Source organism: Enterococcus sp. AZ119 (genome assembly GCF_050546175.1).
GTDB lineage: Bacteria > Bacillota > Bacilli > Lactobacillales > Enterococcaceae > Enterococcus > Enterococcus faecalis.
In genome coordinates, this window is record NZ_CP172951.1 from 1,405,346 (window position 1) to 1,425,498 (window position 20,153).

Genomic DNA, 20,153 nt, shown 5'->3' on the forward strand with positions numbered 1-20,153 from the left:
CTATTTTTCCACTCGGATGTCAAAATAATCCATAACTAATTCACAAAACATCATATTAGCCCATGAAAACCATTCTCTTGTATAATTTTCAGGATTATCTACGTCAAAACCTTCATGCATCAAATGAGTCCCCGCATCTGTGGCAACTAATAAATCTAAAATCCGTTCTTTTTCTGCTTTATCTTTGGTTGTCATTCCTTCCATTGCTAAAGCAATCGGCCACACGTAATTTTCTGGTGTATGCGAGCTACCAATCCCTTTCGCGTATTTACCTTCATAGAAGTAAGGATTTTCTTTACTTAATAAGGTTTGACGGGTTGTTAAATATTGTTCATCCTCTGTTGAACAATAACCCAGATAAGGGGCTGCTACTAAATTGGGAACATTACTGTCATCCATCACGCTTGCATTGCCTAAGCCATCCACTTCATACGCATAAATCGTTTCGTTATTTTGATTTTTTGTTCGTCCAAATGTTTGGATGCCTTCTTCAATCTCTTCTTGTAATTTTTTAGCAATCGCCACAATCGTAGCATCTTCTAAAACATCAGAGAAAATTTCTTGAATATAGCCTAAAATTACGACTGCAAACATGTTAGAAGGAACTAAGTAACCATATTGGCAGGCATCATCACTAGGACGGAAGCCTGACCATGTCATCCCTGTTTTGCCAACTGGTGTTCCTTTCCCTGCTTCAACCAACGTATCTTCTTGACGCCACGTATCTCGTTCAAATAAATAAGGTGACTGTGCGTGATCTTGTTCTGTTGTGAAAACGTTGAGAATTTTTTTGACGCCTTCCACAAAATCTGAATTAAATTGTTCGGTCATCCCAGTATTTTTATAAAGTAAATAGGCTAATTGGACCGGGTAACATAATGAATCAATTTCATATTTCCGTTCCCAAATCCAGCCATTCATTTCGGTCTTATCAGTTTGATGGCCTGCATGATTATCTGTTTCATTAAACGCATTGGCATAAGGATCAATGCAAATATAACGAAACTGGCGCTTAACCAACCCAGCAATCATTTGAGCAAGGTCTTCGTCTTCTTTCGCAATCACTAAATAGGGACGAACTTGCGCTGTTGAGTCTCTCAACCACATTGCTGGAATATCGCCTGTTAATAAAAAGGTAGTACCATCTTCTTGACGTTTCACTGTTGTTAGTAAAGTATTGGCAAAGGCCGCCTGAAAGTTTTTTGCCCAATCTTGATGTGCTTCACCGCATTTTTCTGTAATTGTCTCCATAAATGTTGCTACGGATTTTGGAACTTCTGTATAAACCATTCTCGTCACCTCTTAAATTTGATATATCATTTAACAATTGAATTATAGCGTTTACATTTCAATTTGTCTAGTGATTTCGATCATTTTTTTCATTTTAAAACCAATTAATTTATGGTAAACTATAAATAAGATATATCTTATTGTGAGGTGAAATGAATGAAGCAACCATTATATCAACAAATTATTGATTATTTACAAAATGAAATTGATTCTGGGCGATTGCCTGTTGGAGCGCAAGTGCCTACCGAAAAAGAATTATCGGCTCAGTTTAACGTCAGTAGAATTACGTCCAAACGAGCGCTAACTGAGTTGGAAACGCAAGGCGTAATCCAACGTCACCAAGGAAAAGGAAGTTTTGTGCAAGCACCAAAGCACCCTCTCCATACCTCTTTAAATAAAGTTCTTTTTTTATTGCCTTTTGCAGACGATTTATCAGTAGGAAATTTCTATAGCGGTTTAGCCCCTACTATTCAAGCTGCTGGTTTAGAAGTCTTTATGACCTCGCCTAATTTTTTGAGAGAGAAAAATGCTGCGGACATTGTGAATGAGTTTGCCGGGCTTGTCTATTATGCTGCTACTAGTAATGACTACCTCGACTTACTGTTCGAGTTGGCTTTGATGAATTTTCCAGTCGTTGTCTTGGATAAAAAGATCCATGATTTGCCTTTTGCAACCATTCAATCAGACAACTTTGCTGGTGGTAAAACAGCAACCGAACGCTTAATTGGCTTAGGACATACGAAAATTGGATATATCCTTTCAGGAAGTCCGGCCCTACAATCCGTTCGGCAACGTTATTTAGGTTATCTCCAAGCTTTAAAAGAAGCCCATCTGGCATTTCATACAGCAATCACAGAAACAAATCTCTTAGATGAACACAACTTTAAACAGTATTTTGAGGCGCACCAACTCACAGCCGTGGTCTGCGATAATGACTTCAGCGCGTTACATTGTTTACGAAACTGTAAAAACCTAGGTATTCATGTACCAGAAGAATTATCGATTATTGGTTTTGACGATATTCAAGCAGCAGCATTTGTCGAACCTCCATTAACAACCATGGCGCAAGACTTTAAAGAAATGGGAAAACTAGCTGGCGAAGTGTTATTACAAACGATGCAACAAGACCTTCAAATCATAGAAGACATTCAAGTGCCTGTCACATTAATTGAAAGAGAAACCATTGCTACTGTTTCAAAATGAGCAAAAAAAGAAGGGACTATCAGTCAAATCACTGATAGTCCCTTCTTTTTATTCCTTAGTGCTAAACGTTTTGGTATCTACCTCTTTTTTAAACAACGCTTTTAGTTCTTTGATAAAGTAGCGACCAATCGGACTGATTTCCCGATTTTTGGGAAAGAGTAAACAAATACGATTTTCCAAAGCTGGCGCCAATGGCACTAACCGAATTTCTTTCTTCGTAAAACCCGTTACGACACCTGAACCAGAAGCATAAGCATTGGTTTCTACCAACAAATTCATCAAGGTTCCACGATCCGTAGTATGAATGACCGATTCCTGTTCAGGAATTTCAACTAAATCTTCAGAAAAATAGGAAAAATTGCTTCCTTCTTGATTAAAGCGAACTTGTGGATAGGGAACTAATTCCTCTAAATGAATTTCTTTTTGCTTGGCTAAAGGATGATGATTACCTAAAAAAATGTGTGTATTAAAGGTACTAATTACCTCGTAGGCTAGATTAGCTTGTTCTAAATACCGTTCAATACTGACACTATTTTGTTCATTTAAATAAATAATCCCCAACTCACTGTGAAATCCTTTGACGTCTTCAATTACTTTTAAGGTTGTGGTTTCAAAGACACGAAAATCTTTATATTGATCCCCATACTTTTTAAGAACTTTGGCAATTACCTCACCTAAAAAATCGTAATGTTGCGAAGAGATGGAGAATCGTTCGCTGGTCACTGTCTCGCGATAGCGATTTTCCAATAACTCCATTTGAACTAAGACTTTCTCTGCTTGTTCTAAAAAAACCATTCCTTCTTCTGTTAAAAAAGCGCCCTTATTGGTACGTAAAAAGAGGGAAATACCTAGTTCTTCTTCTAATTCTCGAATACTATTTGACAAGCTAGGTTGTGTAATAAATAGTTTTTTGGCTGCTTCCCGAAAACTCCCATTGTTAGCTATGGCAGCAACATACTTCATTTGTTGAATATTCAACACTTTTTCCTCCACACACTAATCATTTGAAAAATAAATCTTACGCCCATTCAACGGCTGAAGGGGCCGATTGTTAAAGGCCAACATGCCTTCCTTGATCTTATTTAAAAAGGCTTGATCCATTTTTTGAATGGTATCAAATACAAACCATTTCACTGGACCCTTAGTTGGCGGTGTTGTTAACGAGCCTACATAATGGTAGTGTAGACGCTCCTCTGGTAAAAAGATTGACGGATTAAACCATTGTTGGTGCGTGCCGTTTTCCCAGTCCATCGGATGATTCGCTTCTGAAAAACGATTTTCTTCCTCTGTGATGGTAAACAGGCAACCGACAACTAAATTTTCGCCAGCATCGTTCATATGAACCAAATGGAATTCTAGCGGATACTGCTTTCCCGATAGCAAATGTTCGCTAGGCATATGAAAATGGATATCGGTTAAATGATACGCAACATTTTCAAACATTACGTAACTTTCCGTATTTGGTGGTACAAAATGAAACGTATTTTTGAATTCCTTTTCAGTGAATTCTTCTTTTTTATAATGAAACGTAATCTGAGAATTTACTGTCTCAGCACTTTCTTTTTCTAAAGCAATTGGCGATTGATAAGCAAACTTAGCACCTTCTGCAAACCAGTCACATAGCGTATGCCAATGTTCTGGTCCATCGTTGCCTGTATAGCTCCATTCAACGTCCATATTTTTTATTTTTTTCATACACTCTTCCTTCATTTCCACATAGTAATCAGGTAAAACTCATGTTAAAACTCTATCCTAACATCTTTTCTACGTCAAACAAAAGAACTTAGATCATTACGCTCCTCGGCAAATGACCTAAGTTCTCCTACCGTTAAATCTGGTTACTGAAAATGACACTAAAAATCAGACGACAAGAACCGTCTTTAGTTCAACGGTTATTTGCCCCAGTTTTCAGGATCTTTTTTCCATTCTTGTAATAAGGTAACATCTTTTTCTTCGATATAATTTGCTTCTAATGCAGCATCAATTAAAGTTGAATAATTGGTTAACGTTAGTAACGTCATCTGTTTATCTGCAAAATTTGCCGTTCCTTTGGGTAACTCATAAGTGAAGATTGCCGCAACGCCTAAAACCGTTGCTTCTTCACGTTCCGCCGCTTCTGCCGCTTCTAACACGCTACCGCCGGTTGAAATTAAATCTTCGATAACTACCATTTTTTGTCCTTCAGAAATTCGGCCTTCAATTTGATTCCCTTTGCCGTGGTCTTTGGCTTTACTGCGGATATAAACCATTGGTAATCCTAAAATATCGGCTACCCATGCCGCATGTGGAATCCCTGCGGTAGCTGTCCCAGCAATCACTTCGACTTCTGGGAAAGTCTCTTTAATTTTTGCCGCTAAGCCTTCTGCAATTTCTTTACGCACAGCAGGATAACTCATCGTGATACGGTTATCACAATAAATCGGGCTTTTTATGCCACTAGCCCAAGTAAAAGGCTCATTAGGGTTTAAAAATACCGCTTCAATCTCTAATAAATCTTTGGCAATCTTTTTTGCTACTTTTGTCATGTTACTTTCCGCTCCAGTCTTTTTTGATTTCTTGATAGGCTTCATAAGGATTTTCTGCTTGGGTAATAGGTCGGCCAACAACGATATATGTGGACCCGATTTCGCGAGCATGTTGCGGCGTAACGACCCGTTGTTGGTCACCTACTGCACTTCCTGCTGGACGAATACCAGGTGTTAAGCAAATAAACGTCTGCTTGGTTGCTTCTTGAATACCACGTGCTTCTAATGCTGAACAAACCACGCCATCCAGACCCGCTTTTTCCGCACATTTAGCATAATGAATGACACTTGTCTCTAAAGGAACGTTGATTAATTGATCATGGTGCATCTCTTCTTCACTAGTAGAAGTCAACTGGGTTACAGCAATTAACTCAGGAACCTTAGCGCCTGGCTGAGTCCCTTTGATTAGACCTTCCTTAGCTGCTTGCATCATTCGAACGCCCCCTGCTGCATGGACATTGGTAATGGCAACGCCTAATTTTGCTAAATTTGTCATCGCTTTTTCCACAGTATTCGGAATATCATGTAATTTTAAATCCAAGAAAACATCGTGTCCTTGTTCTTTAAGCCAGCGAACAATCGCTGGTCCTTCTGCGTAAAAAAGTTCCATCCCCACTTTAACAAACAAGGCTTCTTCCTTAGGAAATTTTTCTAAAAAAACAGCCACTTCTTTTTGCGTGGGAAAATCTAACGCAATAATTGGTCTATCGTGCATTTTGCTGCCCCTCTCTCACTTCTTTAATTAATTGTTCCAACGATTCAATGCCTAACTCTTCCATTCGCTTAGGTAATCCGTCAATCAACTTCGGACAAATGTATGGATCTGTAAAGTTGGCCGTACCAACCCCGACAGCGCTAGCACCTGCCATGAACATTTCCAAGACATCGTCCACTGTTTGAACACCGCCCATTCCAATAATTGGCAACTGAGAAACACTGGCGACTTGTCGGATTAAGCGAATAGCAACAGGTTTAATGGCTGGGCCAGATAGTCCACCAGTTTGATTGGCTAAAATAGGTTTTCTCGTTTTTAAGTCAATGCGCATCCCGAGCAATGTATTAATCATAGAAAAGCCGTCTGCGCCCCCTGCTTCAATTGCTTGGGCGATCGGCACAATGTCCGTTACGTTTGGTGATAGTTTAACATAAATCGGAACAGAGGCGACTTTTTTGACTGCTTGTGTTAATTGAAAAGCAACTTCTGGATCTGTACCAAAAGCTATGCCGCCATGTTTCACATTGGGACAGGAAATATTCAGTTCAATTGCTTTGATATTAGGCGCTTGCCCAATTTTTGCGCAAACAGCCACATAGTCCTCTTCGCAAGCACCTGCAACATTTGCGATAATCGGTAAGTTAGGGTATTTTTCTAATTTTGGTAATTTTTCTTGCATAACCACGTCTAAGCCTGGATTCTGCAATCCAATGGCATTTAGCATACCACTAGGTGTTTCAGCTACACGTGGTGTGGGATTTCCATATCGTGCTTGGGGCGTTGTTGCCTTAATCATAATTGAACCTAATTGATCAAGGTCATAATAGTTAGCATATTCTTCCCCGAACCCAAAGCAACCACTGGCGGGAATAATTGGATTTTTTAATGTTAAACCTGGAATTGAAACGGCTAAAGGATTTTTCATCATAAGATAACCTCACTTGCTTTAAAAATCGGACCTTCATCACAGACCTTGACACTTTTTGCTCCAGTAGTGTCTCCTTTTTTATGGCAAACGCAGGCATAGCAAGCCCCAATTCCACAGGCCATCCGTTCTTCTAAAGAAAGGTAAACGTGTGGATGTGTTGGAAATAAAGAATCAATTGCTTTTAACATACCATTCGCACCACAAGCATACACTGCATCAGGGATCCGTCCTTTTGCTAACGCTTCTGACAATAAACGGCCCACGTTGCCATGAGCGCCAAACGAGCCGTCATCTGTGGCAAAATGTGTTTCTCCTAATGCCATAAATTCTTGTTGGTAATAAGCAACCTCTTTTGATGCATAACCAAGAAAATGAATCACTTTCACGCCTTTTTCATTGAGTTGTTTTGATAATTCATACAATGGGGGAATCCCGATTCCTCCACCAACGATAAAAGCAGTTTGACCAGCTGCTACGGTAGTTATATCAAAGCCGTTTCCTAAAGGACCTAAAATATCTAATTGTTCACCAGCCTTCATGGCAGCAAACACTTCCGTTCCAGCGCCTTCGACTCGATAAATCAAACGACAGGTTTCATTCGAATGATCAATTTGGTTGATGCTAATCGGTCGCCGCAAAAGTAAATCTGCACGCGGAACCTTGATATGCACAAACTGTCCAGGTCGTGTCATCTCTTTCACTAACTCGCCTTGTAAGTCTAACTGATAAATCCGTGGCGCTAACTGTTTTTGAGCTACAATGGTCATCATTTCTTGCTTTCTCTGCATCAGTATCCTTCACTCCTTTATTCTCTGATTCCCCTATAAATGATTTTCTATTTCTTCGTAAAAGAATCTGGAACAGTCCTCCTCAGACGATTGTTCCAGATTTTTGCTTAAATGGCTTCTGTCGTAAAGGCTCTTGATTCTAAAACTTTTAAAATCGCATTCGCTGTGTCAAGTGAGGTAAACAACGGAATCCCATGTTCGACTGCTTCCCGACGGATTGAAAACCCATCTTGGTTGGCACTGGAACGATTTTTATCCATGGTATTGATTACCACTTGCGCATTCCCATTGCGAATGACATCCAGCACGGTTTCCCCTTCAGGATTAGAAATTTTCGTCACTTTCTTAACAGGCAACTGATGCTTCGCTAAAAAGTCAGCGGTTCCTTCCGTTGCGACTAAACTATAGCCAATTGCTGAAAAACGCTTAGCAATTTCTAACGCCTCTTCTTTTGTTTCATCAGCAATGGTGAAAAGTACAGCCCCATAACTTGGCAAATGCAAGCCAGATGCTTCAAAGGCTTTATACAAGGCTTTTTCTAAATAATAATCACTACCCATAACTTCCCCAGTTGATTTCATTTCAGGCCCTAAGTACGTATCTACTTTTTGTAGTTTCGTAAAGGAGAATACAGGAGCTTTCACATGAACTTGTTTACTTTCAGGGTATAACCCATCTTGATATCCTAGGTCAGTCAGTTTCTCACCAAGAATCGCTTTTGTAGCAACTTGGGCCATCGGAATCCCTGTGATTTTACTTAAGAAAGGAACTGTTCGACTCGCACGAGGATTCACTTCAATCACATAAACACGATTTTCATGAATAACAAATTGAATATTCATCATGCCTACACAGTTTAAACCAAGTGCCAGTTTTTTTGTATAATCGGCAATCGTTGCTTGAATTTCTTGAGAAAGATACTGCGGTGGATAAACCGCCATTGAATCACCAGAATGCACGCCAGCTCGTTCAATATGTTCCATAATCCCTGGAATTAGTACTGTTTCACCATCACAAATGGCATCAACTTCACATTCTTGTCCCAATAAATAGCTATCAACCAAGACAGGATGTTCTGGAGAAGCTTTGACTGCATGTCGCATATAATCTTCCAAATCCTTTTGATTTTCGACAATTTCCATTGCACGACCACCTAAAACATAACTTGGACGCACTAAAACGGGATAGCCGATACGATCAGCAATCACGACTGCTTCTTCTGCACTTGTGGCCGTATCTCCTGGTGGTTGAGGAATCTCTAACTCTTGCAAAGCTTGTTCAAATAAATCACGATTTTCCGCACGATCTAAATCTTCAATCGTTGTTCCAAGAATTTTAACGCCTTGTTTTGTGAGCGGCTCAGCTAAATTAATCGCTGTTTGTCCACCAAATTGGACGATCACGCCAATCGGATTTTCTAAATCAATCACATTCATGACGTCTTCTAAAGTTAATGGCTCAAAGTATAATTTATCAGAAACAGAGAAATCTGTTGAAACTGTTTCAGGATTACTATTCATAATAATTGCTTCATAACCAGCCGCTTGGATCGCTTTGACAGAATGAACCGTTGCATAATCAAACTCGACCCCTTGACCAATGCGAATGGGACCAGAACCTAATACTAGTACAGAAGGCTTTTTCGAAACATTGCTTTCGTTTTCCACTTCATACGTGCTATAAAAATAAGGCGTATGTGATTCAAACTCTGCAGCACACGTATCCACCATTTTATAGACGGGCACAATTTGATTGGCTCTGCGGAAGTCAGCGATGGCTTGTTCTGTTTGTCCCCAAAGTGCTGCGATTTTCCGATCAGAAAAGCCATTTTGTTTGGCTTCTTTCAAGACAGCTACGTTGTCCACGTGACTTTCAAGGGTCGTTTCAATTTCGATAATGTGTAAAAGTTTATCCAAGAAGAATAAATCAATTTTCGTTAAACTTTGTAATTCTTCAATGCTATATCCTCTGCGAATGGCTTCTGATAAGTAGAACAATCGATCATCTTGCGCATGGACCATTTTCTTCGTTAATTCCAAATCACTGACATGACTTAGTTCTGCTAACTCGTTGTGATAAGCACCAATTTCTAAAGAACGAACTGCTTTTAATAAGGATTCTTCAATATTGCGGCCAATTGCCATGACTTCCCCGGTTGCTTTCATTTGCGTTCCTAGTTCTCGAGCACCTTTTTCAAATTTGTCAAAAGGCCAACGAGGAATTTTGGAAACAACATAGTCCAAAGCCGGTTCAAATTCGGCATAAGTGGTTCCAGTAACTGGATTTTTCATTTCATCTAATGTTAAACCAACAGCAATTTTTGCAGCTAACTTCGCAATGGGATACCCTGTGGCTTTACTAGCAAGTGCAGATGAGCGAGAAACACGAGGATTAACTTCAATCACATAATAATTAAAGCTATGCGGGTCCAAAGCTAATTGAACATTACAGCCACCTTCAATTTTTAATGCACGAATAATTTTCAAGGACGCATCTCGTAACATTTGGTATTCATAATCTGATAAAGTTTGACTCGGAGCAAAAACAATCGAATCCCCAGTGTGAATGCCGACAGGATCAAAGTTTTCCATGTTACAAACCACAATCGCATTATCAGCCGAATCACGCATTACTTCATATTCAATTTCTTTAAAACCAGCAATACTTTTTTCAATTAAACATTGTGTAACTGGTGATAATTTCAGACCGTTTTCGGCAATCTGACGGAGTTCTTCTTCTGTATCACACATGCCGCCGCCTGTTCCACCTAAAGTAAATGCGGGACGAACGATAATTGGATAGCCAATTCGTTTGGCAAAAGCCACGGCTTGTTCCACCGTATTGACAATTTCACTTTCTGGAATCGGTTGTTCTAATTCTTCCATCAATTGTTTAAATAAATCACGGTCTTCCGCTTGGTCAATCGCACTGAGCTTTGTTCCTAGCAATTCTACATTTAGCTCATCTAAAATTCCTGATTCCGATAATTCCATCGCCATATTTAATCCAGTTTGACCACCTAATGTTGGTAGAAGAGCATCAGGACGTTCTTTTCGCAAAATTCTTGAAACAAATTCTAAAGTAATCGGTTCAATATAAACATGATCCGCGATTTCCTTATCGGTCATGATAGTCGCTGGATTTGAGTTTACTAAGACAACTTCATACCCTTCTTCTTTTAGCGCTAAACAGGCTTGTGTGCCTGCATAGTCAAATTCTGCTGCTTGTCCAATAATGATTGGTCCTGAACCAATCACCATGATTTTCTTGATGTCCGTTCGTTTTGGCATTAGTTTTGCTCCTTCCATGCATCCATTAATTCCATAAATTCGTCAAATAAATGAAGACCATCGTGCGGTCCTGGAGCCGCATCTGGGTGATATTGCACAGTAAAAGCAGGATAATCTCGATGACGCACGCCTTCAACCGTTCCATCATTGACTTCCACGTGGGTCACAAGTAATTTTTCTGGATCAATTGTTGCTTCATCCACGGCATATCCGTGATTTTGTGAAGTGAAATCAATGCGTCCTGTTGCAATTTCTCGTACAGGATGATTCAAACCGCGATGTCCAAACTTCATCTTATACGTATCCGCACCATTTGCTAATGAAAATAACTGATGACCTAAGCAGATGCCGAAAATTGGAACTTTTCCTTGGATTGCTTGAATCATTTCAATAGCTTCAGGCACATCTTTGGGATCTCCAGGCCCATTTGTCAACATGACACCATCGGGACTTAATTCTAAAATCTCTTCGGCCGTTGTATTATAAGGCAACACAGTTAAGTTGCATTGCCGTTTTGATAATTCTCGCAAAATACTATGTTTCAACCCGAAATCAACGACGACTACATTACGCCCAATACCTGGACTCGGATAAGGCTTAGTGGTGGAGACTTGTGCCACTTGATTTTTCGGCATGACTGTCGCTTTTAATTGATCAAATGCATGCGGCAAATCATCCACGGCATCAATGATGCTCCCTTTCATTGTTCCAGCTGATCGTAACTTACGAGTCAGCGCACGGGTATCAATTCCTGAAATTCCCGGAATCCCTTTGCGCTTTAAAAATTCATCCAAGGTCATTTGTTGACGCCAATTTGAAGCAACCCGCGCATGCTCTTTAACGATGACACCTTTACAGGTTGGTGCAATGGATTCATAATCATCTCGGTTGACCCCGTAATTTCCAACTAATGGATACGTAAAAGTAATCATTTGTCCATTAAAACTTTGGTCAGTAATTGCTTCTTGGTAACCTGTCATGCCAGTAGTAAAAACAACTTCTCCTACTACATTGCCTTCTGCACCAAACGCTTTTCCTTCAAATACTGTTCCGTCTTCTAAAATCAATAACCTTTTCAAACCTACTGCGCCTCCTCCGACCAAGCTAATGCTCCGTCAACAAATGTCATAAGTGTCTTTCCTTTGACTGTCCACCCTGTAAATGGTGTATTGACAGCCATTGATTCAAATGCTTCTGCATCAATTGGTGCAGCTGTTGCTAAGTCAAAAACTGCAATATCTGCTGGTGCACCAATTGTTAGTGTTCCTGCGTTTAATCCAAAAATTTCTGCCGGTTTCACTGCCATCCAATCAATCACTTGTTCTAATGTGAAAATGCCTGTTTCGACAAAGTTCGTATAAATCAATTGGAAGGCCGTTTCACTACCGACAATACCAAAAGGTGCGTTTAAAAATGATTGTTGTTTTTCTTCTAAACCATGGGGCGCATGGTCGGTAGCAATACAGTCAATCGTGCCATCTAACAAGCCGTCAATCAATGCTTGTCGATCTGCTAAACCACGTAATGGCGGGTTCATTTTCCAAAACCCTTCGTCACCAGGAATATCCTCATCGACTAAAATTAAATGGTGCGGCGAAACTTCGGCTGTTACGTGAATCCCTGCTTTTTTAGCATCTCGAATAACGCGCACGCTTTCTTCTGTTGAAACATGACAAACATGATAATGAACGCCTGTTTCTTTTGCTAAAGTAATATCCCGAGCAATTTGTGAAGCTTCCGTTGCACTTAAAATCCCTGGTAGGCCTAATTTCTTAGAAACTTCTCCTTCATGCATCACACCACCAAATAATAAAGATTCATCTTCCGTGTGCGCAACAAGTGCCATATTTAATGCAGCCGCTTCTTTCATGGCTAAGTACATCGTTCCTGCCGTTTGGACACCAACACCATCATTCGTAAATGCAAAGGCGCCCGCTTCTTTTAAGGCCTTCTGATTGGTTAAAACTTCACTCCGTAGCTCTTCTGTAATGGGGGCATATTGTAAAACTTTCACGACTGCATCTTTTTGAATTAAGTCGTAAACCTCACTTAATTTTTCAGCCGTATCTGGTACTGGATTCAAATTGGGCATTGCGCAAACCGTAGTAAAACCACCGCGAGCAGCAGCTTTACTACCCGTTTTAATCGTTTCTTTATACGTAAAGCCTGGTTCTCTAAAGTGAACATGCACATCCACCAAGCCTGGCGTGATTAGTTGCCCTTTCGCATCAAACACTTGCTCAAAATCTGCTTCGTCAAACGATTCTCCGATTGCGTGAATCACACCATTTTCTAGCCAAAGTGCTGCCTCAATCAATTGATTCTCTTTTTTGATGATTTTTCCATTCTTAATTAACGTCTTCATTTCTCCACCTAGGCCTTTCCATGTAAAATTGCTTCCAAAATTGCCATGCGCATAAAGACTCCGTTACTCATTTGCGCGACGATTCTTGATTGCAGACTTTCCACTAATTCATCTGCCAGTTCAACATCCCGATTGACTGGCGCTGGATGCATAATAATTGCGTGTTTCTGTAAACGAGTTGCCCGTTCGTTGGTTAAACCATATTCCAAATGATAGCCTTCTTTTGAAAAACTTTCCTTACCATCATGACGTTCGTGCTGCACGCGAAGCAACATCATCACATCGACTTTTTCAACAATTTCATCTAATGGCACATATTGTCCATAGACATCAAACTGATGATCGTACCACTCTTCTGGACCTGAAAAATAAATTTCAGCGCCTAAACGGTTTAATAACTGCATATTTGATTTAGCAACGCGAGAATGTGTAATATCTCCCACAATCGCCACTTTCAAGCCTTCAAATCCACCAAATTCTTCATAAATAGTCATCAGATCCAATAAACATTGTGTAGGGTGTTGTCCACTCCCGTCCCCACCGTTAATAATAGAACATTGAATCGTTTTACTTTGAATCAATTCATCGTAATAATTTTCTTTACCATGACGAATGACTGCTACATCTACACCAATTGCCGACATCGTTAGTACTGTGTCGTATAACGTTTCTCCTTTTTGAACAGAACTTCTACTTGCTTCAAACTCAATCACTTCTAAGCCTAATTTTTTCTCAGCTACCTCAAAACTTTTATGTGTTCGAGTACTATTTTCAAAAAACAAGTTTGTTGCAAAATATTGACGTTCTTCTGGGTGCCATTTTGCCCCCTGTTTAAATTCTCCTGCGCGACGGATTAACCCCATGACTTCACGGTCGGTTAAAGCCTCAGCAGTTAAAAGATGTTTTAAACTAATTCGTTCAGATGTAATAATCATTCGTCCAGTCCTCCTACTGTTCTTCGCTACGTGCGTTTTCCGGTAAAATTAAATTCAAAACAATTCCTAAGACGGTTGCTAATGCCATTGAAGACAATTCAAAGGTTCCTACTTTGAAGACTAAGCCACCAATGCCGATGACTAAAATTACTGAAGCAATCAATAAATTCTTTTTCTTATCAAAATTAATCTTATTATCGATTAAGATTTTCAAACCACTTGCGGCAATCACACCGAACAAGACGAAACTAATTCCTGAAATAACTGGTCCTGGGATACTTAGAATCAAGGCACTTAATTTTCCAACAAAGCCTAAAGCTACAGCGAACACCGCGGCTCCACCAATCACGAAGACACTGTGTACTCTTGTAATTGCCAACACGCCGATATTTTCACCATAACTTGTAACTGGCGGTCCACCAACAAAACCTGCTACAATTTGCGCTAAGCCATCTCCCATTAAAGTTTTAGATAAGCCTGGGTCTTGGAAAAAGTTGCGCTTGGTTAATTTATTCAAGACCATTAAATGACCAATATGTTCTGTCATTGTTACAAAAGCAATTGGTGCCATTGTTGTAATGGCATTTAAATACAATTTCGGTTCATATTGAACAAAAGGTACTTCAAAATTCGGTAAAGCAAACCACGCAGCTTCTTTAATAGGGGTTAAGTCAATAATTCCGAAAGCTAAAGCGACTAGGTACCCACTGACAATTCCCAAAAGAATTGGAATTAATCCTAGGAAGCCTTTGAAAAACATGTTGTAAAAAATGGTTAAGCCTAAAGTAATTAAGGCTACGGCAATATATTTAAAATCATAAACGTTGTTGTTATACATTGCGTTATTTGCGGCATTAGCTGCCAAGCCTAAACCGATAACCATCACGACAGGTCCTACAACGATAGGCGGTAAAATTTTATCCAACCAGTCGGAACCAATTTTTTTAATGATTAATGAAACGATTAGGTATACCAAGCCGGTTGTCATAGCACCTTGGGCAATGGCTGGATAACCATCACTCTTCATTAACATCTGCATCGCTGCAATAAAAGCAAAGCTACTGCCAAGATAGGCGGGGATTTTTCCTTTTGTAGTAATCAGATAGACCATTGTTCCTAATCCTGAACTGACTAACGCAATCCCTGGGTCAATTCCCACTAAGATTGGTACTAAAACCGTTGCACCAAACATCGTAAATAAATGTTGTAAACTTAGGCCAACCCAGTGAAAAGCTTGCGGTCTGTCTTTAATATCTAAGACTGCATCCTCATTTCGAAATTCTTTTTCTGACAACGTTGTTCACTCCTTTTTATTCGTTTCCTTTACTGATCATAATACGATCTGCGCCGTCACGCTCTTCCATTTCCACAATAATTTCCTCAGTTTTTGATGTTGGAATATTTTTTCCTACATAATCGGCACGAATCGGTAGTTCCCGATGCCCACGATCTACTAAGACTGCTAAAGAGATTTTTCTCGGACGACCTAAATCCATAACAGCGTCCATCGCAGCACGAATGGTCCTGCCCGTGTACAAGACATCATCCACTAAAATAACTTCTTTACCTTCAATTGAGACTGGTACGTCAGAAGAATGTAATTCAGGTTCCTCCATATCTTTCACATCATCACGATACAAAGTAATATCTAATTCACCAACTGGCACGTCAATATCTTCTAATTGTTTTAAGCGTTCGGCTAGACGTTGTGCAATGTATATCCCACGCGTTTTAATTCCTACTAAAACAATGTCTTGAATTCCTTTGTTTCTTTCAATAATTTCATACGAGATTCGAGTAAGCGCTCGTTTCATTGTGACTGCGTCAACAACTTCTTTCTTTGGCATAATAATTTCCTCCTCATTTCTTTTTTATCTACGTCCTCGCTGTCTTGGGGTCAGCGATTCTTCCTTCAATTGAGCAGCTGAAAAATAAGTGGATTTTTATTGAAATTGTCCTGTTATTTTTTCCAACAAAAAATCCTCCTACCCGTATGAGGATAGGAGGATGTTGGTTACAGTTTAAAAAGGTACAAGGGTACCATGTAGCCCACACAACTTACTAACTAAGCGCACCTAGTGTTCTTTTGCATGATTCCTTCTTAGCCTCACGGGACTAAACTTAAAGGTTACAGTTATTTAGTTATTTTTCTTCTTAAAAAAGAGTTTACCTCTTCTTCAGAAAAAAATCAATGATTATTTCTTAATTGGTGTAAAGTTTTTTCAAAAACTTCTGGTAAAGGTGCTTCAAAGACTAATTGTTCACCTGTAGTAGGATGTGTAAAGCCTAATAACTTCGCATGTAAAAATTGTCCATTGCCAGGCAATGTTTTTTTCGGTCCATATAATGGATCTCCAGCTAATGGATAACCGATATATTTCATGTGAACACGGATTTGATGTGTCCGGCCTGTTTCTAGTTGTAATTCAACTAAGGTAAATGCATCAAAACGCTCTAAAACAGTAAAATGCGTGACTGCTTCTTTACCGCCTTCAATGACCGCTTGCATTTTGCGGTCAACCTTGGAACGACCAATAGGCGCATTTATCTCTCCCTTATCGTGAGGAATAACACCGTGGACCAAGGCAACGTATTTACGTAATGATGTTTTTTCTTTTAGCTGTTTCGCTAATGATTCATGGGCTTGATCATTTTTAGCCACCATCAATAGCCCCGAAGTATCTTTATCAATTCGATGAACAATTCCCGGTCGCACCACATCATTAATCGCCGATAAGTGATCCGCATGATGAAGTAACGCGTTCACTAATGTACCCTTGGGATGCCCTGCCGAAGGATGAACGACCATGCCTTGAGGTTTGTTGACAACAATCACATCATTGTCTTCATAAACAATGGTCAAAGGAATATCCTCTGCTACCATATCTAGCACTTCTGGTTCAGGAATTGTTACAACAATTTCATCGCCTGCTGTAACTTTGTAATTTGCGCGGACCGTTTCACCGTTAACTGTTACGTGTTTTTCTTTTAACCATTGTTGAATTTGCGAGCGGGAATGATTGGGTAAATGTTCACTTAATACTTTGTCAATCCGGCCTTTTTCTGTTTGAATCGTTACGTTAATTTGTTCCATTTTTGCCTTCCTTTGCTGCTTTTTCATCTAAAATCAAATAAATAAATATACAAATAACGCCGACCACTAACGTACTATCTGCAACATTAAAAATAGGAAAATTCATAAAATCCGTTTGGAGCATGTCCACCACGTAGCCTAAACGTACACGATCAATAAAATTCCCAATGGCACCTGCTAAGACAAAAGATAAACCTACAGAATACCAGATACTTTTTTTATAATTCTTAATTAATAAATAAATAATCACGACACTAACAATTACTGTGATGACATAAAAGAATATCATCTTTCCTTCTAATAAGCTCCAAGCGGCTCCGGTATTTCTTAAATGGGTCAGCGACAAAAATCCAGGAATGAATTCTTTTGTTTCACCCAAAGAAATGTTTTGGACCGTCAAATATTTGCTCCATTGGTCAAGCCCTACTAATAAGGCACTGATTAAAAAATATACTACTAACAATCGCGTCATTCCTTTTCTCTATGAATACTTGCTAAATCTCTTGGTCGAACAATGCCTACTAACTCACCATTAGGATGGCCACTTTTACTAATAAGCACAGCTTCTAAGCGTGGCTGCTCCCGAAACATTTGTTCAACTTCAAAAACGGTTGCTTCAATTGAAACAAATTGATAGTTGCTGCGTTTATAATTTGATGCCAACAATTCTCGCACCGTTCGGTTGGCAATGTGAACTTCGCCTTTGGTGCTCTCAATGGCAAACCATACACCAATCCCTCGAACCGTGATTAATCCTTTAAATACACCTTTTTCATAAATCGGAAATTGGGAATATTGTTTTTTTGCAATAATCGTTAATAACGTTTCTAAAGAAGTGGTGATTTCAAAAGCTGTAACACGTTTCGCAAATTTAGGCACTACTTTTTCTGGTTTTGTTAAAGCTTGTTCAATCGTTTCAATTCGTTGAACTGCCCATTCGTTTGGCTCTGCAATTACAAAATCATCAGCAATTCGCTCATGAACGATGGCATTTCTTAACTGAGCCATTTGAAGCAAATCCTCTTCAAATTGAGCAATCTGTCCTTTTTCTTTTCGGGAAAGACGTCTTGTCATTTCACTGAATCCCATATTGACAGGATTGTTCAGTCTCTCTCTCATCCACTTTTCAATGCGATTAAAGTGTGCTAAAAATGTATCTGCTCGTTCCCCCATAGTCGTTGCTCCTTATAATAAACTACGCAATAAATTTCCGTCATTATTTTTTATTGAGCTACTTTCAAGTATATACTAAAAATAGGTCTCAGGAAAGAGCGGCTTTAAAAGAGACCGCTCGCTTGACCCGTTTCGTCCACATCCATATTTAACGCAGCAGGAACTTTCGGCAAGCCAGGCATCGTTAAAATGTCACCCGTTAACGCCACGATAAACCCCGCACCGATTTTTGGAACTAGTTCACGAATTGTAATCGTAAATCCTTCTGGCCGTCCTAATTTTTGAGGATCGTCAGAAAGTGAATACTGTGTCTTCGCCATGCAAATTGGTAATTGATCCCAACCATTTTTTGTAAAATCTGCGATTTGTTTTTGCGCTTTCGGAGAAAAAATCGCCTGTTCCCCGCCGTAAATCGTTTGTACAATGGCTTGAATTTTTTCTTCAATTGTTTGGCGAGGGTTATATAAAGGTTGAAACTGCTTTGTATTGGCTTCAATCTCTGCTACTACTGTTTTCGCTAGATTCGTGCCACCTGCGCCACCTTGCGCCCAAACACTTGTTAACTCGACGGGCACGCCTAACGCTTGGCAGGCTTCTTTCAACAGTTGAATTTCCTTCTCTGTATCCTGTGTAAATTCATTAATTGCAACAACTACTGGTACATCATAACGTTGCATGTTTTGAATATGTTTTTCTAAGTTGGTAAAGCCTTTTTGTAACGCTGGTAAATTTTCTTCTGCTAACTGATCTTTCGCCAAACCGCCATGCATTTTCAACGCGCGAATCGTTGCCACAATCACAACGGCATCGGGTGCTTTTCCTAAAGAAGGTACTTTAATATCTAAAAATTTTTCGCCACCCAAGTCGCCACCAAAACCTGCTTCTGTTACGACATAATCCCCTAGATGCAAAGCTGTTTTTGTCGCTAAAATACTGTTACATCCATGAGCGATATTGGCAAAAGGACCACCGTGAACAAAAGCTGGAGTTCCTTCAATCGTTTGAACTAAATTAGGTTTTAAGGCGTCTTTTAATAATAAAGTCAGGGCACCTGCCACGTTTAAATCTTTAACCGTCACCGGCTCTCTTTGGTCATTATAGGCGACAATAATCCGACTTAAGCGTTCTTTTAAGTCCGTTAAATTTTGCGCTAAACAAAGAATCGCCATAATTTCGCTCGCCACAGTAATATCGAAACCGTCTTCTCTTGGTACACCTTGGAAAGGACCGCCTAAACCAACAACGACCTGTCTGAGCGCACGATCATTTAGATCCACTGCCCGTTTCCAAATCACCCGTCGAGAATCAATCTTTAATTCATTTCCTTGCTGTAAATGATTATCTAGTAACGCAGCTAAGGCATTATTGGCTGTCGTAATCGCATGCATATCACCAGTAAAATGCAAATTAATTTCTTCCATTGGTAATACTTGTGCGTAACCACCACCTGTTGCGCCACCTTTAATCCCCATCACAGGACCTAATGATGGTTCTCTTAGGGCAATAACTGTTTTTTTATTGATTTGATTTAATGCATCTCCTAAACCAATGGTCACGGTTGACTTTCCTTCTCCTGCTGGTGTTGGATTAATCGATGTAACGAGGATTAATTTACCTTCTGGTTGCGCTTCTAAGGATTGAAGCGTTGGAAAATCTATTTTCGCTTTGTATTTTCCATAAAGTTCGAGCGAATCTTCTGAAAGACCGATTGTTTCGGCAATCTCTTGAATAGGTTTTAATGTTGCTGCTTGTGCAATGTTAATATCTGTCTTCATAACGGACCCCTTTTCAATTCTTTATCGTCTTTGTGACACATTGTTTCTTTTAAATTATAGCTTGTATTGAAT

At 39.6% G+C, this 20,153-nt stretch carries 18 protein-coding genes; 1 reads left to right on the forward strand and 17 read right to left on the reverse strand.

What is annotated here, in order from left to right:
* Nucleotides 1–1,290, reverse strand: coding sequence for a glycoside hydrolase family 125 protein (locus IGL37_RS06830; protein WP_002357422.1), 1,290 nt, complete (start codon nucleotides 1,288–1,290; stop codon nucleotides 1–3).
* Nucleotides 1,291–1,446: 156 nt separating this feature from the next.
* Between IGL37_RS06830 and IGL37_RS06835 the strand changes: the two genes are divergently transcribed.
* A complete protein-coding gene (locus tag IGL37_RS06835) occupies nucleotides 1,447–2,493 on the forward strand; it encodes a GntR family transcriptional regulator (RefSeq protein ID WP_002414039.1) in 1,047 nt (348 codons plus the stop codon).
* Between the two features lie 48 nt (nucleotides 2,494–2,541).
* Here IGL37_RS06835 and IGL37_RS06840 read toward each other — a convergent pair whose 3' ends face one another.
* From IGL37_RS06840 to IGL37_RS06915, 16 genes are all read right to left on the reverse strand, one after another.
* A complete protein-coding gene (locus IGL37_RS06840) occupies nucleotides 2,542–3,471 on the reverse strand; it encodes a LysR family transcriptional regulator (RefSeq protein ID WP_002361904.1) in 930 nt (309 codons plus the stop codon).
* An 18-nt stretch (nucleotides 3,472–3,489) separates the two neighbouring features.
* Entirely contained in the window at nucleotides 3,490–4,203 is a 714-nt protein-coding gene (locus tag IGL37_RS06845; RefSeq protein ID WP_002382382.1) for a carbonic anhydrase, read from the reverse strand.
* A gap of 182 nt (nucleotides 4,204–4,385) precedes the next feature.
* On the reverse strand, nucleotides 4,386–5,018 hold the full coding sequence (gene pyrE / locus IGL37_RS06850) for an orotate phosphoribosyltransferase (protein WP_033917927.1): 633 nt from the start codon (nucleotides 5,016–5,018) through the stop codon (nucleotides 4,386–4,388).
* 1 nt (nucleotide 5,019) lies between these two features.
* The gene (gene pyrF, locus IGL37_RS06855; protein ID WP_002357417.1) at nucleotides 5,020–5,733 is read right to left on the reverse strand and encodes an orotidine-5'-phosphate decarboxylase; all 714 of its coding nucleotides are present in this window, start codon (nucleotides 5,731–5,733) and stop codon (nucleotides 5,020–5,022) included.
* Nucleotides 5,723–6,661, reverse strand: a complete 939-nt coding sequence (locus IGL37_RS06860; protein ID WP_010710300.1) for a dihydroorotate dehydrogenase — start codon at nucleotides 6,659–6,661, stop codon at nucleotides 5,723–5,725. The genes pyrF and IGL37_RS06860 overlap by 11 nt, the downstream gene beginning before the upstream one ends.
* Nucleotides 6,658–7,449, reverse strand: coding sequence for a dihydroorotate dehydrogenase electron transfer subunit (locus tag IGL37_RS06865; protein ID WP_002397350.1), 792 nt, complete (start codon nucleotides 7,447–7,449; stop codon nucleotides 6,658–6,660). Before IGL37_RS06865 ends, IGL37_RS06860 begins: the two co-directional genes overlap by 4 nt.
* 107 nt (nucleotides 7,450–7,556) lie before the next feature.
* Nucleotides 7,557–10,739 carry a carbamoyl-phosphate synthase large subunit gene (gene carB / locus IGL37_RS06870; protein WP_002361908.1) on the reverse strand — a complete coding sequence of 1,061 codons (3,183 nt, stop codon included), beginning with the start codon at nucleotides 10,737–10,739 and terminating at the stop codon, nucleotides 7,557–7,559.
* Nucleotides 10,739–11,818 (reverse strand): carbamoyl phosphate synthase small subunit, encoded by a 1,080-nt coding sequence (locus IGL37_RS06875; RefSeq protein WP_002360175.1) that lies wholly within the window; start codon nucleotides 11,816–11,818, stop codon nucleotides 10,739–10,741. Before IGL37_RS06875 ends, carB begins: the two co-directional genes overlap by 1 nt.
* 2 nt (nucleotides 11,819–11,820) lie before the next feature.
* Nucleotides 11,821–13,104 carry a dihydroorotase gene (locus IGL37_RS06880; RefSeq protein ID WP_002364044.1) on the reverse strand — a complete coding sequence of 428 codons (1,284 nt, stop codon included), beginning with the start codon at nucleotides 13,102–13,104 and terminating at the stop codon, nucleotides 11,821–11,823.
* Between the two features lie 8 nt (nucleotides 13,105–13,112).
* Complete coding sequence (locus tag IGL37_RS06885; protein WP_002357411.1) at nucleotides 13,113–14,039, reverse strand: aspartate carbamoyltransferase catalytic subunit; 927 nt, start codon at nucleotides 14,037–14,039, stop codon at nucleotides 13,113–13,115.
* Between the two features lie 13 nt (nucleotides 14,040–14,052).
* Nucleotides 14,053–15,333, reverse strand: a complete 1,281-nt coding sequence (locus IGL37_RS06890) for a solute carrier family 23 protein (protein ID WP_002357410.1) — start codon at nucleotides 15,331–15,333, stop codon at nucleotides 14,053–14,055.
* A gap of 16 nt (nucleotides 15,334–15,349) precedes the next feature.
* Nucleotides 15,350–15,889, reverse strand: a complete 540-nt coding sequence (pyrR, locus tag IGL37_RS06895; protein WP_301280621.1) for a bifunctional pyr operon transcriptional regulator/uracil phosphoribosyltransferase PyrR — start codon at nucleotides 15,887–15,889, stop codon at nucleotides 15,350–15,352.
* 338 nt (nucleotides 15,890–16,227) lie between these two features.
* Nucleotides 16,228–17,133: an RluA family pseudouridine synthase gene (locus tag IGL37_RS06900; RefSeq protein ID WP_002357408.1), complete on the reverse strand. Its 906-nt coding sequence runs from the start codon at nucleotides 17,131–17,133 to the stop codon at nucleotides 16,228–16,230.
* Nucleotides 17,120–17,596: a signal peptidase II gene (lspA, locus tag IGL37_RS06905; RefSeq protein WP_002360174.1), complete on the reverse strand. Its 477-nt coding sequence runs from the start codon at nucleotides 17,594–17,596 to the stop codon at nucleotides 17,120–17,122. Before lspA ends, IGL37_RS06900 begins: the two co-directional genes overlap by 14 nt.
* A 5-nt stretch (nucleotides 17,597–17,601) precedes the next feature.
* A complete protein-coding gene (locus IGL37_RS06910) occupies nucleotides 17,602–18,306 on the reverse strand; it encodes a CBS domain-containing protein (protein ID WP_002360173.1) in 705 nt (234 codons plus the stop codon).
* A gap of 104 nt (nucleotides 18,307–18,410) precedes the next feature.
* Entirely contained in the window at nucleotides 18,411–20,081 is a 1,671-nt protein-coding gene (locus tag IGL37_RS06915; RefSeq protein WP_002384453.1) for a formate--tetrahydrofolate ligase, read from the reverse strand.
* Between the last annotated feature and the right edge of the window lie 72 nt (nucleotides 20,082–20,153).